Origin of the sequence: Kribbella qitaiheensis, assembly GCF_014217565.1 — a bacterium.
Classification (GTDB): domain Bacteria; phylum Actinomycetota; class Actinomycetes; order Propionibacteriales; family Kribbellaceae; genus Kribbella; species Kribbella qitaiheensis_A.
On sequence record NZ_CP043661.1, the window covers coordinates 7,010,387 to 7,023,160 of the forward strand.

13 protein-coding genes are annotated in these 12,774 nt (G+C 67.0%); 6 read left to right on the forward strand and 7 right to left on the reverse strand.

Annotation, left to right across the window (positions count from 1 at the left end; translation table 11 throughout):
• Window positions 1–33 precede the first annotated feature (33 nt).
• Window positions 34–570: a hypothetical protein gene (locus F1D05_RS39240; protein ID WP_206685935.1), complete on the reverse strand. Its 537-nt coding sequence runs from the start codon at window positions 568–570 to the stop codon at window positions 34–36.
• A gap of 390 nt (window positions 571–960) precedes the next feature.
• On the opposite strand from F1D05_RS39240, the gene F1D05_RS33315 reads away from it, so the two are divergent.
• Both F1D05_RS33315 and F1D05_RS33320 read left to right on the forward strand, forming a co-directional pair.
• Window positions 961–2,208 carry a S10 family peptidase gene (locus F1D05_RS33315; RefSeq protein WP_246486174.1) on the forward strand — a complete coding sequence of 416 codons (1,248 nt, stop codon included), beginning with the start codon at window positions 961–963 and terminating at the stop codon, window positions 2,206–2,208.
• Window positions 2,205–2,975 (forward strand): aminoglycoside adenylyltransferase domain-containing protein, encoded by a 771-nt coding sequence (locus F1D05_RS33320; RefSeq protein WP_185444288.1) that lies wholly within the window; start codon window positions 2,205–2,207, stop codon window positions 2,973–2,975. The genes F1D05_RS33315 and F1D05_RS33320 overlap by 4 nt, the downstream gene beginning before the upstream one ends.
• 39 nt (window positions 2,976–3,014) lie before the next feature.
• On the opposite strand, the gene F1D05_RS33325 is transcribed toward F1D05_RS33320, so the two are convergent.
• Both F1D05_RS33325 and map read right to left on the reverse strand, forming a co-directional pair.
• On the reverse strand, window positions 3,015–3,449 hold the full coding sequence (locus tag F1D05_RS33325) for a GNAT family N-acetyltransferase (RefSeq protein WP_185444289.1): 435 nt from the start codon (window positions 3,447–3,449) through the stop codon (window positions 3,015–3,017).
• A complete protein-coding gene (gene map / locus F1D05_RS33330) occupies window positions 3,446–4,294 on the reverse strand; it encodes a type I methionyl aminopeptidase (RefSeq protein ID WP_185444290.1) in 849 nt (282 codons plus the stop codon). The genes F1D05_RS33325 and map overlap by 4 nt, the downstream gene beginning before the upstream one ends.
• 55 nt (window positions 4,295–4,349) lie before the next feature.
• On the opposite strand from map, the gene F1D05_RS33335 reads away from it, so the two are divergent.
• On the forward strand, window positions 4,350–4,538 hold the full coding sequence (locus tag F1D05_RS33335) for a hypothetical protein (protein ID WP_185444291.1): 189 nt from the start codon (window positions 4,350–4,352) through the stop codon (window positions 4,536–4,538).
• Between the two features lie 74 nt (window positions 4,539–4,612).
• Here the strand turns inward: F1D05_RS33335 and F1D05_RS33340 are convergent, their stop codons facing one another.
• Window positions 4,613–5,218, reverse strand: a complete 606-nt coding sequence (locus tag F1D05_RS33340) for a histone H1-like repetitive region-containing protein (protein ID WP_185444292.1) — start codon at window positions 5,216–5,218, stop codon at window positions 4,613–4,615.
• A 317-nt stretch (window positions 5,219–5,535) separates the two neighbouring features.
• Here F1D05_RS33340 and F1D05_RS33345 point away from each other — a divergent pair, with 317 nt between their 5' ends.
• Window positions 5,536–6,273 (forward strand): helical backbone metal receptor, encoded by a 738-nt coding sequence (locus F1D05_RS33345; protein ID WP_185444293.1) that lies wholly within the window; start codon window positions 5,536–5,538, stop codon window positions 6,271–6,273.
• Between the two features lie 63 nt (window positions 6,274–6,336).
• A complete protein-coding gene (locus tag F1D05_RS33350) occupies window positions 6,337–6,513 on the forward strand; it encodes a hypothetical protein (protein ID WP_185444294.1) in 177 nt (58 codons plus the stop codon).
• A 9-nt stretch (window positions 6,514–6,522) separates the two neighbouring features.
• Here F1D05_RS33350 and F1D05_RS33355 read toward each other — a convergent pair whose 3' ends face one another.
• A complete protein-coding gene (locus tag F1D05_RS33355) occupies window positions 6,523–7,020 on the reverse strand; it encodes an NUDIX hydrolase (protein ID WP_185444295.1) in 498 nt (165 codons plus the stop codon).
• An 87-nt stretch (window positions 7,021–7,107) separates the two neighbouring features.
• On the opposite strand from F1D05_RS33355, the gene F1D05_RS33360 reads away from it, so the two are divergent.
• Window positions 7,108–8,010, forward strand: coding sequence for an aldo/keto reductase (locus F1D05_RS33360; RefSeq protein ID WP_185444296.1), 903 nt, complete (start codon window positions 7,108–7,110; stop codon window positions 8,008–8,010).
• 519 nt (window positions 8,011–8,529) lie between these two features.
• Here the strand turns inward: F1D05_RS33360 and panB are convergent.
• Together panB and F1D05_RS33370 are read right to left on the reverse strand one after the other, a co-directional pair.
• On the reverse strand, window positions 8,530–10,734 hold the full coding sequence (gene panB, locus F1D05_RS43290) for a 3-methyl-2-oxobutanoate hydroxymethyltransferase (RefSeq protein ID WP_428994979.1): 2,205 nt from the start codon (window positions 10,732–10,734) through the stop codon (window positions 8,530–8,532).
• 152 nt (window positions 10,735–10,886) lie between these two features.
• The gene (locus tag F1D05_RS33370; RefSeq protein WP_185444297.1) at window positions 10,887–12,659 is read right to left on the reverse strand and encodes an NAD+ synthase; all 1,773 of its coding nucleotides are present in this window, start codon (window positions 12,657–12,659) and stop codon (window positions 10,887–10,889) included.
• Window positions 12,660–12,774 lie beyond the last annotated feature (115 nt).

Consider the following 12,774-nt stretch of genomic DNA (forward strand, 5'->3'; position numbering starts at 1 on the left):
TCCACTGCAGCAGACACACGTCCTGCTGCACTGTCAAAGGGTCCGGAGCAGCCGTTCAGTAGCCTCATTCACAGCGCGCTCAGCAGCTGCGTTGCTCACAATTTGCGCCTCAAGGGCCATGTGCCGGTTGACGCGGCCGACCATTCGCTCAGCCGTCTGACGAGCGATCTGGTGAGTCTCCTCGTCGCTCAAGACGCCGCGCCGATGCGCGTCGCGTACCTTCGCCCACGGTGATTGGGGTCGCTTGTCCGGGTTCACATAGGTCAACTTGGTCTCGGCTAGTTGCGCTACCAGATCTTGTGACGAGATATCGTCGAGCAGTCTGCGGTGCATCAGTTCGTCGACGGTGACCGCCAACGAACGTGGATGAGTCACAACATCTGCCAGCCAACGCGAGATCTGAGCCTGTGAGGTCCCCAATGCCTCAGCGACAGCGTCTTGGCTGCAGCCGGACTTCACCTGTGCGACCGCGAACCTGCGTTGGTCCAGCTCGGCGAGTTCGCGGCGCGCTCGGATGCGCGCCGCCTCGTGCGCGGCTCGCGCGCTCAGAACTGATTTACGAAGGGGCATCAGGCGACCTTTCTCATTCAGATTGAATGATAACGGGCGTCGTCAACCATGCCTACGCATCCGCCGGAAACACGAGTCTGGGTGAGTGCGACGCTTCCGTCGGATTGTGGTTTGGGTGGGGAGGTGCAGTTGGTAGGTTTTCGGCCATGGCTACCCCTGAGCAGACTCCGGAGAGCACGGAGAGCAAGTCCGCCGGCACGGCGAAGCTGACGCCGGTGGACGACCTGGTGACCACGCGGCACGAGCTGCCGATCGGCGACGAGACGCTGAAGTACACGGCGACCACCGGCCGGGTCGTGCTGCGTCAGGAGGTGGTCACCGACGGCAAGTTCGACGGGCACGTGCCGAAGGCAGAGGTGTTCCTCACGGCGTACACGCTCGACGACGCGGATGCTTCGCAACGGCCCGGTCACGTTCGCGTTCAACGGCGGACCGGGGTCGTCGAGCATCTGGCTGCACCTGGGGCTGCTCGGGCCGCGCCGGGTGGTCTCCGGCGACGTCGGCGAACTCGCGCCCCCGCCGTACGGGCTGGAGGACAACACCGAGACACTGCTGCGGCACAGCGACCTGGTCTTCATCGACCCGGTGTCGACGGGGTACTCGCGTGCGGCCGAGGGCGAGAAGCCGGGGGAGTACCACGGGTTCACCCGCGACCTGGAGTCCGTCGGTGAGGTGATCCGGCTGTGGACGTCGCGGAACGGGCGCTGGATGTCGCCGAAGTTCCTGGCCGGCGAGTCCTACGGTACGACGCGCGCTGCCGGGCTGGTCGCGCATCTGCAGGACCGGTACGGGATGTACCTGAACGGCGTGATGATGATCTCCGCGGTGCTGGAGTTCGCGACGCTCGATTTCACGCCGGGCAACGACCTGCCGTTCACGTTGTTCCTGCCGTCGTACGCCGCGGCCGCGCACTATCACGGGCTGATCCCGGATCGGGAGCTGTCCGAGGTGCTCGCCGATGCCGAGCGGTACGCCGCCGGCCGGTACCCGAATGCGCTTGCTCAGGGCAACCGTCTTCCGGACGACTACCGAGCCGAGGTGATCGCCCGCCTGGCGGCGCTGACCGGGCTTTCGGAGGACTACATCGACCGGGTGAATCTGCGGGTCGAGCACACCCGGTTCTTTGCCGAACTGCTGCGCTCGCGTCGGCAGGTGGTGGGGCGGCTGGACAGCAGGTTCACCGGCTGGGACGTCGACTCCGCCGCCGAGGTGTCGAACGACGACCCGTCGATGCGGGCGATCATGGGTGCCTACACGGCCGCGCTGAACCACTATGTGCGGGCGGAGCTCGAGTACCACAACGACCTCCCGTACGAGATCTTCAGCAGTGACGCGGCGAAGGACTGGTCCTTCAAGGAGTTCGAGAACAACCACGTCACGGTGGCCGACAAACTGGCCGAGGCGATGCGGGCGAACCCGTATCTGAAGGTGCACATCGCGTCCGGGCACTACGACTGCGCGACGCCGTACTTCGCCACCGAGCACACCATCGCCCGGCTGCAGATTCCGGCGGTACTTCGGGACAACATCGAACTTCGCTACTACCCGGCGGGTCACATGATGTATGTCAACGAGGAATCCCGGCTGCAGCAGTCGGAGGACCTCGCCGCCTTCATCCGGGGAGCCTCCAACCGGTGAGTCTGCCCGACGACGTCGCCGCTACCACCTCGCAGTACCTGGACCTGATCGACAAGGCACTCCCTGGCCGGGTCGTCGGTCTCTACCTGACCGGCTCGATCCCACTCGACGACTACCGCCCCGGACGCAGCGACATCGATGGCGTAGTAGTGCTCGCGGAGCCGCTGAAGGACCTCGACCCGGCGCGTGAGGTCCATGCGCAACTGCCGCAGGAGCCGGCCTTCGACGTCACCTACCTAACCGCCGCGGAGCTCGCTTCACCGCCGGACGCAAGCAAGCCGGTCGTCTTCACCTTGGACGGCGCCTTCAACGAGGCCCGGAACGGCGGCCCGGTCAGCCCGGTCCTCTGGTCAGAACTGGCACGCCAGTCGCTGGCTGTTCGTAGTACGCCGGACTTGGTCGTGCACGACGACCACCAGGCCCTGGTCGACTTCACCCGCGCCAACCTCACGTCGTACTGGACCCCGACCATTGACCAACTGGACACGGCGACCGCCAATCGCCCGGACGACGCGGCAATGCCGGACTGGGCCCTACCCTGGGTCGTCCTCGGCGTACCGCGCCTCCACGCACTACTTGCCACCGGCAACATAGTCTCCAAGACCGCCGCCGGCGAGCACGCCCTCGAAGCCTTCCCCGAATGGACCAGCCTCATCACCCGCTGCCTGCGCCACCGCGCCGGCCACCCGATGGATTTCACCGCCGTCGACGCCAAAGCCGCCGTCCTCTACGGCCGCAAAATAATCACCAACGCCCTGGCCCTCTAGTGCCCCGCCCATCACCGAGCGCACACCCGCGCGGCGGCTCTACGAGTCGGTGGGGTTCCAGCCGGGGTAGATGCGGTAGCCGGTGAAGGTGTGGTGGGGGAGGGAGGCGTAAAAGGCTTCTGCGGTGTCTGTGACCAGGTCTATGCGTTGGGCGCCGGTGAGGGGCATCGCGTATTCGAGTAAGGCTCGGGCGATGCCTTTGCGGCGGCGGTCGGCGTGTACCGCCAGCTCCGAGAGGTGGGCCTGGATGTGGCCGTCGCTTTGGAGGTAGGCGAAGGCGATGACGTCGCCTGTCTCGTCGAGTGCGACGACGCTGGTGACGCCGGGAGCAGTCAGTACTGCGTGGGCGCGCTCGTGGTCGGCGGGGAAGCTCGGCCAGCCCTCGGCTTCGCACAACACGACGATGCCGGGCAGATGCCCGCGTTCGTACTGCGCGAAGGTGGCGGCAGCGTTCAGCGCGGGCTCTGTGCTCACGGCAGGGTGAGGACTTCGGCGCCCGAGTCTGTGACGACGAGGGTGTGCTCGAACTGGGCGGTCCGCGACTTGTCCTTGGTCGTCGCGGTCCAGCCGTCGTCCCACAGGTCGTAGTCGTGGCTGCCCAGCGTCAGCATCGGCTCGATCGTGAAGGTCATCCCCGTCTCGATCACGTCGTCGAAGCGCTCGTCGTCGTAGTGCGGGATGATCAGCCCGGAGTGGAACGAGGTGGCGATCCCGTGGCCGGTGAAGTCCCGGACCACGCCGTACCCGAAGCGCTTCGCGTACGCCTCGATCACGCGGCCGATGATGCTCACCTGACGACCGGGCCTGACCGCCTTGATCGCGCGGTTCAAAGATTCCTTGGTGCGCTCGACCAGCAGCCGGCTCTCCTCGTCGACGTCGCCGACCAGGAAGGTCGCGTTCGTGTCGCCGTGGACGCCGTCCAGGAACGCGGTGATGTCGACGTTGACGATGTCGCCGTCCTCGAGCGGGCGATCGTCCGGGATGCCGTGGCAGATCACCTCGTTCACCGAGGTGCACAGCGACTTCGGGTAGTTGCGATAGCCAAGCGTCGACGGATACGCGCCACGCTCGACCAGGTACTCGTGGCCGACCGCGTCGAGCTCGTCGGTGGTGACACCGGGCTTGGCGGCCAGACCGACCGCCTGCAACGCCTGCGCTGCGAGTTTGCCGGCGACCCGCATCTTCTCGATCAGCTCGGGCTCGGTCACGTACGAACCTTCGTACGGCGTCGGCGTGGGCTTGTCGACGTACTCCGGCCGGGGAATGGACGCGGGTACCGGACGGCGAGGCGAGATGATGCCAGGAGTGAGAAGCGACATGGTGGAATCATTCTAGAGAGCGTTGCCAAGGCGATCGGAAGGGTGGTCATCCGTAATGTCCGACGATCACAGCAATGAGTGGTACTACAACGTCAAGACCGGCCAGGTCGAGCCTTACGAGGGCGACAAGGCGTCGGAGCGACTCGGGCCTTACGGCTCACCGGAAGAAGCGGCCCGGGCGCTGGAGAAGGTCCAGGAACGCAACGAGTCCTGGGACAGCGACCCGAAATGGAACGACGACTGACTCGAGTTTCAGCAATGCCTGAGGGGCACCACCGGATCCCGGTGGTGCCCCTCAGGCATGAGCTACTGGCTCGATCAGGCCTTCTTCGCGGCGACCTTGCGGGCCGGTGCCTTCCGGGCCATCGTCGCGCGCTTGGCCACGACCTTCTTGGCCGGCGCCTTCTTCGCAGCTACCCGGCGAGCGGGAGCCTTCTTGGCGACGGTCTTCTTGGCCGGCGCCTTCTTGGCTGCCACCTTGCGAGCAGGAGCCTTCTTCGCCGGTGCCTTCTTGGCCACGGTCTTCTTGGCCGGTGCCTTCTTGGCGGTCACCTTCTTGGCAGCGACCTTCTTGGCCGGTGCCTTCTTCGCGACGGTCTTCTTCGCGGTGACCTTCTTGGCGGCGACCTTCTTCGCGGGTGCCTTCTTCGCGACGGTCTTCTTCGCCGGCGCCTTCTTGGCCACGGTCTTCTTGGCCGGAGCCTTCTTCGCGGTCACCTTCTTGGCGGCGACCTTCTTGGCCGGAGCCTTTTTGGCCGGTGCCTTCTTCGCCGCAGTCACCTTCTTCGCCGTTGTCGTCTTCTTCGCTGCGGTGACCTTGCGCGCGGTGGTCGTCGCGGCGCTGGCCTTCTTAGCGACAGTCTTCTTGGCGGGAGAAGCCTTTTTGGCTGTCGCCTTCCCTGCGGCTGCCTTCTTGGCTGGCACTTCTGCCTCCTTGGTGCGGCTGAGGAAAACCACGGTGGATTCCTCGTCGTCATGATGATGACAACACTTGGTGCCTACGTAAAGCACCTGAATCGACTGCACCTTAAGGCGTCCCGTTGTGCAATCCGGGCGAATTGAGCGAAAATCCTTGTAGAGAAGGGCTTTCACCAACCGTCGAGCATGCCGGACGGCGGGAAAGATTTGTTGGCGACACGCGCGCAAAGTTGCCGTCGTTCGGCCGATTCGGTGTGCTTCGACGCGAGTGTTGTCATCGGCAACCTCTGTCGAACGAGCAACGGAAGAGAGGTTCGGAGCACATGCGGGACGACCTTGGAGCGGTTGTCGCGATGCCGTCGCGAGTACGTCGCGTGGTCAGCATCGTGCCGTCGTTGACGGAAGCGATCGCGGCAACACATCGCGAGCTGCTGGTCGGTGCGACGGACTGGTGCACGCATCCGCAGGACCTCGACGTGACGCGCGTTCGCGGTACGAAGAACCCCGACGTCGCACTGATTCGCGAGCTCGCGCCGGACGTCGTGATCGCGAACGAGGAAGAGAATCGGCGGCCCGATCTCGACGCATTGCGCGCGGCCGGAATCGCGGTCTGGGTGACCGCGCCGACGACGCTCACCGAATCACTCGCGTCACTGCGCCGCATGCTGTCGGCAATCACCGGCGACGTCCCGCAATGGCTCGACGATGCGGAGACGAGTTGGAGTACGCCGTACGCCGGGCCGCGTCGGCGCGCGATCGTTCCGATCTGGCGGCGGCCGTGGATGGCATTGGGACGGGACACGTTTGCGGGCGACGTACTGGCACATCTGGGTATCGACAACGTGCTGGCGGAATCACCCGGGCGCTATCCCAAGTTCGAGCTCGCCGCGTTGCCGGAGTACGACATCGTTGTTTTGCCGGACGAGCCGTATGCGTTCTCGGTGAATGACGGACCGGAGGCCTTTGAGCGGCCGGCCAAATGCGTCTCGGGTCGGCATCTCACCTGGTACGGGCCGTCGCTGGTCGAGGCCCGCGCGGTGCTCACCGAACAGCTGCAGTGACGTGCGACACGAAGACTGCGTCGTCAGGTAGACGGTTAGGTTTGCCTCACCTACACTCGCCACGTGGCGTCCAAGACCGCGAAGAAGAAGTGCTGCAAGGACAAACCGAGGTGCAAGAAGTGCCCGGTGGTCCTGAAGCGACTGGCTGATGCCGGCTGCGCGGAGCGGCTGGACCGCGTCCACTACAAGGTGGACAAGAAGGTCCCGAAGAAGGTCCTGAAGGAAGCCCGCTCGCGCTGAGCCCGGCCGTCAGGAAGCCTTCCGCAACTCGATCGCGTTGACGGCTTGCCGGAGCAGTCCGGGGATGGTGATGTGCGCGGCCTGACCGGTCGCCTCCAGCTCGTCCGGATGCCACCAGCCGTGGTCGCTGATCGTCTCCAGCTCGAGCTCCTCCTGGTTGGCGAAGCTCACCTCGACCGCTTCCACGCCAACGGCGAAGAAGGTCTGGTGCTGGATGATCGGGCACCCGCCCCATTCGTACTCGATCGTGTTCGTCGCGACCGGCTCGCCCAGCGAATCGGCGGGCAGCACGAGAGCGACCTCTTCGCGCAACTCGCGACTCGCGGCCTGGGCCGCCGTCTCGCCGGCTTCGACGCCGCCGCCGATGGTGAACCAATACGGACGGCTCGGAATCAGCGGGTCCCACCCGTGCAGCAGTAGGACCTTCCCGTCCGGTCGGACAGGAAGGACTCGGGCCGTCGTACGCCGGACGACGGTGCCGGGCGGAGGCAGGCGGGAATGGGTCACACCTCAAAACGGTAAGCGACGAAGGCGCCGCGAAGAGTCGCCGTACGGCGCGTCTCGTCCTTTGGATCTGGGTGAGACGATCGGAGCATGACTGCACGGATCGGCCTGGGACTGGCCGCGCTCGGACGGCCGGGCTACATCAATCTCGGCCACGACCAGGACCTGCCGCCGGGCCGTGAGGTCGAGGACCTGCGCCGTCGCACGCACGAGTTGCTCGACCAGGCCTGGCAGGCCGGCTTGCGGTACTTCGACGCGGCCCGCTCGTACGGTCTCGCCGAGGCGTTCCTGGGGGAGTGGCTGACCCCTGAGCGCCGTAGCCAGCTCACTATCGGATCGAAGTGGGGCTACACGTACGTCGCGGATTGGCGCGACGACGCGACGACGCACGAGGTGAAGGACCACTCGCTGCAGACCTTCGAACGCCAATGGCCCGAGACGCTCGCGGCGTTGGGTGGACGGCCGGACTTCTACCTGGTCCACAGCCTCACTTCGGACAGCCCCGCGTTGTCGGACCCGAAGCTCCTCGATCGCCTCGCCGAGCTCGCCGCCGACGGCGTACGAATCGGCCTGTCGACCAGCGGCCCGCACCAAGCGGCAACCCTGCGCGAGGCCTTGAAACTCGGCGGGCCGTTCACGGCCGTCCAGTCAACGTGGAACGTCCTGGAAACCTCAGCCGGTACTGCGCTCGCCGAGGCCCACGAAGCCGGTTGGTTCGTCGTCGTCAAGGAAGCCGTCGCCAACGGCCGCCTCACCTCCCACGCAGGCGAGACGCCCTTCAACACCTTCGCCGCCAAACACGGCGTCTCCCCGGACTCCCTCGCCATCAGCACCGCCGCCGCCCAACCCTGGGCAGACGTGGTACTCAGCGGTGCGACCACCACCGAGCAACTCGAGAGCAACCTCGCACACGCGACGGCAGGCCCTTTGACCGAGTTCGCGCAGAAGCCCTACGAGTACTGGTCAGAACGCTCAGCCCTGCCCTGGATCTAGTGCCCCGTGTCGGCGCCTTCTTGCTAGAGTCCTGCTTCTGAAGTTCGTTGCTTAAGTTGGTCTCGGGTGTTTTGTCCTGTGCCGCGTTGGCGGTAGCGGCTTCGGCTGCGTGGCAGTAGTCCTTCGCCTGCCGGGATCGGGTGGGAGTTCGTTCGCCGTCGGGGCACCGGGGTCTGGTGGGGTTGGTCAAGTGCGCGGAGTGTGATTGGGCGGGTCGGCTGGCTCCGAGGCTGTGTGTGTCTGGGATGCTCGCTGTTGCCTGCGGTGTGGGCGTCTTTGTGCATCGGCTGAGTGTTCCGGGCCGATCGCGTGCTCAGGGCGTGCACAAGGGCGCGGAACGCCCGCGTCGGTTGCCGGCCTCTGTGCATCCGCTGAGCGTTTTCCGCGGGCGGAATACTCAGCCGGTGCACAAAGACGCCCGCACTGGGGCGTCGGGGTTGGCTGCCATCGGTGCGGCCTCAGACACCTTCCGGGGAGCGGGGGGCCGGGGGCCGGGGGAAGGCCTCGTCCCCCGCGCCACTAGAAGGTGTGTTCGTCGGCGGGGAAGGCGCCGTTGGCTACTTCGGCTGCGTAGGTGGTGGCGGCTGTGGTGAGGATGCTGCGGAGGTCGGCGTACTGCTTCACGAAGCGGGGCATCGGGCCTGACCGGAGACCGGCCATGTCCTGCCAGACCAGCACCTGGGCGTCGGTGTCGCGGCCTGCGCCGATGCCGATCGTCGGTACGGAGATCCGCTTGGTGATCTCCGCGGCGACATCGCCGGGCACCATCTCGAGTACGACCGAGAACGCGCCGGCTTCGGCAAGTGCAACCGCGTCGTCAATCAGCCCGGCTGCTTGGTCGCCGCGCCCCTGGACGCGATAGCCGCCGATGCTGTGCTCGCTCTGCGGAGTGAAGCCGATGTGCGCCATCACCGGGATGCCGGCCTGCGTCAGCTTCTCGACAGCCGGTACGACGGTCCGCCCGCCTTCGAGCTTCACCGCGTGCACGCCTGCCTCCTTCATGAAGCGGACAGCGGTGTGGAACGCCTGCTCCGGCGAACCCTGGTAAGAACCGAACGGCAGGTCGGCCACGACCAAGGCACGCTGCACGGCATTGGCGACCGCACGGGCCAACGGGATCAACTCGTCGACCGTGACTCGCAGCGTGGTGTCGTAGCCGTAGACGTTGTTCGCGGCGGAGTCGCCGACCAGCAGCACCGGGATACCCGACTCGTCGAAGATCTCGGCCGTGTACTGGTCGTACGCCGTGAGCATGGCCCACTTCTCGCCGCGGTTCTTCATGTCGCGCAGATGGTGGATCCGGTAGCGGCGAGGACGGTTACCGGCGTCGCCCGGAGTACTTGGCGTGGACGGGGGCGTCGCAGTACCGGCTGATTCGGCCGGCGCCGCGCTTGCGGTCGGCTGCGCGCGGCGAGCGCCTCGGTGCGACGCGGCCGGCTCGGCCTGGACCTGACTCGGTGCGTCCTGCTGCACGTCGGCGCGACGTCGTGCGCCGACCGGCCTACCGCCAGTGCTCTGCTGCGGAGCCTGCTGGGCCTGACTTTGCTGACCCTGTGCCTGCTGGCCCTGCTGTGCCTGCTGGCCCTGCCGGTCCTGAGCTTGCTGGTTCGGCGGCGCGCTCGGGCCCGGCTGGTTCTGGCCTGGAGACGGGTTACGGGTCGACGAACTTGCCGCCGAGCTGATCGGCGAGCTGCTCTCGTACTCCGCCGACGGATCGGACGGGTAGCCGTTGGAAGCGTTCGGCGTCTGACCCGTGCTCGGCGCCTGCCCGCTCCACCCGGTCGGCGCGCTCGACGCGGCCGGAGTCGGCGGAGTAGCCGGTGTAGGTGCGCTCGGAGTCGGCCTGGTCGGCGTTTGGCCGTTGGCCGACGGCTGGCTCTGTGAGAGGCCATTGGATGGCGCAGTCGGCGACTGTGACGGCGACTGGGGCTTCGGTGCCGGGCCGTGCGGCTGGTTCCAGCCGTTGCTGCTGGCGTTGTGCGGAGTCACACCGTTGCTGGACTGCTGCTGCGGCGGTCGCGGCGGCACTGCCTGACCGGGAGCCGGGTTGGAACCGTTGGCGCCAGGAGTGTTGGCGCCCGGAGGACTGGACGCGGCACCGTTGGGACTGGGCGCGCTCGGTCGCGGCGTAGGCGGTGCGGCCGGCTGCGGCGGATGACCGCTGCTTCCGTTGCGGCTCGGTGCGAACGGGCTCTGCTGCGGCGGCGCCGGCGGAGGTCCCTGCTGCGGCGACGGCGGCTGCTGCTGTTGCGGCCGGAAAGACGTGGGTTCCTGGTACGGCGTACGCGGCGCGAACGGGGACTCGTCGTGCCGGTCGGAGCTGGACTCGCTGTACGAGTCGCCGTACGAGCGCGACGGCTCGGCGGGGTACTGCAGCTCGCTGGGCGGCTGCGGAGACTGCTGCTGGCTTGGGTAACCGGTGCGCTCGGGCGCGGCCGGCGGCGGACCAGGCAGGAACGGCGGCTTCGGTACGTACGGCTGCTGCGGCACCGGGCCGCGCTCGTACGACCGGGGGGCGTTCGGCAGCGAGGGCGCAGGGTCGAGCCCGTCGAGCGCGGTCGAACGATCGCGCCAACCGTCGCCGGATCGCTCCGGCTCCGGATAGCTGTACTCCGAGCGGTGGTGCTCCTCGGTTGTCCGGTTCTTCGGTCCGGTCCCGTACGGCGCCGGCAGCTCGTCATCGGCGTCGCCGTTGGTACCGGCCGACATGAAGTTGTCAACCATGGGGTCATCGTCCCACCGTTGCGGTGCGTGAGCGCCACCGCCTGTCGGTGAGGGATGCCTCACATCGCCATCGTCGTCGTCCTCGGGCAGGCTGAGGCCGCCCGTCCGGGGGAACGAGTCGTCGGGGTAAGGGCGGTGACGCCACGATCCAGTCAGCTTTCCGTCGCCTTCCTCGCATCCTCACGCCACGCGTTCGTGATCGGGAGCCGGCGGTCCCGACCGAACGCCTTGTGGGTGATCTTCGGACCCGGAGGATACTGCCGCCGCTTGTACTCCGCTTTGTCGACCAGCTGGATCACCCTGCTGACGACCTCCGGGTCGAACCCGGCGGCGACCAGTTCGGCGCTGCCGCGGTCCTGCTCGACATAGTCGTCGAGGATGTCGTCCAGCAGGTCGTACGGCGGGAGCGAGTCGCTGTCCAGCTGCCCTGGGGACAACTCCGCGGACGGCGGCTTCGCGATCGAGTTCTCCGGGATCGGCGGCTGCTTGCCGCGCTCCTTGGCATCGGCGTTCCGCCACTTCGCCAGCCGCCAGACCACCGTCTTCGGCACGTCCTTCAGTGGCGCGTACCCGCCGACAGCGTCGCCGTAGATGGTCGAGTAGCCGACGGACAGCTCCGACTTGTTGCCACAGGCAAGTACCAGGTGGCCGTCCGCGTTCGACAGGCCCATCCAGACAACAGCCCGGACCCGGGCTTGCAGGTTCTCCTCGGCCAGCCCGGTCAGTCCGAGCGTTTCCAGGAACGGCTGCACCATCGGCTGGATCGGCACCACCCGGTAGTTCAGCCCGGTCCGCGCGGCGAGCTCGGCCGCGTCGTCGCGGGAATGGTCGCTGGAGTACACGCTCGGGTTGGAGATGCCGAACACGTGCTCGGCCCCGATCGCGTCACAGGCGATCGCCGCGACCAGCGACGAGTCGATCCCACCCGAGAGTCCGAGCAGCACCGACTTGAATCCGTTCTTGCGGACGTAGTCGCGCAATCCGGTCACGATCGCGCCGTACATCTCGGCCTCGTCCGACAAGCGCGGCGCCATCGCGGCCGCGATCGGTTCGTAGGCCGGCAGCGGGTCCTCGTGGAGCACGGTGTGCATGATCCGGATGCCCTCGTGCTCGCCCCCCGGCGTACCGGTCGGTGCCGGGAGGTCCAGGTCGACCACCATGCTGCCCTGCTCGAACTGCGGCGCCCGCGCGAACACCTTGCCCTCGGCATCGGCGATCAGTGAGTCCCCGTCGAACACCAGCTCATCCTGGCCGCCGACGAGATTCACATAGGCCAGCGCGCAGCCGGCCTCACGCGCCCGCCGGGTCACGAGTTCACCGCGGACGTCGTCCTTGTTGGCCTCGTACGGCGAACTGTTCACGACCAGCAGCAATCCGGCTCCGGCGGCGCGAGTGGCCGCCACCGGGCCACCGTCCTGCCAGAGGTCCTCGCAGATGACCAGTGCGACGTCGACGCCGTGGATGCGGATGACCTGGAGCGTGTCGCCCGGGACGAAGTGGCGGAACTCGTCGAAGACGCCGTAGTTGGGCAGGTGGTGCTTGACCGCGGACGTGACGACCTGGCCGCCATGGATGACAGCGGCCGAGTTCGTGGGTGATCCCTTGGGCCGGCCGAGCCGGTCGACGCCCATCGCCGTACCGGTGGCTCGGTCGAGATACCCGACCACCACAACGACCTCGCCGAGTCCTTCGGCGGCGAGCCGCTCGGCGAGGGTGTGGGTCTTGGCCTGCGAAGCGTCGACGAAGGACCCGCGCAGGGCGAGGTCCTCGACCGGATATCCGGTCAGCACGAGCTCGGGAAAGGCCACGACGTGGGCACCCCGCTCGACGGCGTTGCGGGTCCAGGTCAGGACCTTCTCGATGTTCCCGTCGACGTCACCGACCGTGACATTGAGCTGAGCAAGAGCAACCCGAAGCTGAGGCACCCCCGAACCCTACTGCCAACCGGGCCCGGCTCCTACGTACCTGGCCGGAGAGCCTCTTTAGTTGCTAATAGCAACGGAGTTTGTAAAGTCGGCGCAAGGGTCGACGTCCTAACGA

Bases quoted from the DNA above. Each gene is read 5' to 3' on its own strand.
- F1D05_RS33315 (WP_246486174.1), top strand. From the start codon at position 961: ATGCTTCGCAACGGCCCGGTCACGTTCGCGTTCAACGGCGGACCGGGG.
- F1D05_RS33360 (WP_185444296.1), top strand. From the start codon at position 7,108: ATGACTGCACGGATCGGCCTGGGACTGGCCGCGCTCGGACGGCCGGGC.
- F1D05_RS39240 (WP_206685935.1), bottom strand. From the start codon at position 570: ATGCCCCTTCGTAAATCAGTTCTGAGCGCGCGAGCCGCGCACGAGGCG.
- F1D05_RS33335 (WP_185444291.1), top strand. From the start codon at position 4,350: ATGTCCGACGATCACAGCAATGAGTGGTACTACAACGTCAAGACCGGC.
- F1D05_RS33345 (WP_185444293.1), top strand. From the start codon at position 5,536: ATGCGGGACGACCTTGGAGCGGTTGTCGCGATGCCGTCGCGAGTACGT.
- panB (WP_428994979.1), bottom strand. From the start codon at position 10,734: ATGGTTGACAACTTCATGTCGGCCGGTACCAACGGCGACGCCGATGAC.
- map (WP_185444290.1), bottom strand. From the start codon at position 4,294: ATGTCGCTTCTCACTCCTGGCATCATCTCGCCTCGCCGTCCGGTACCC.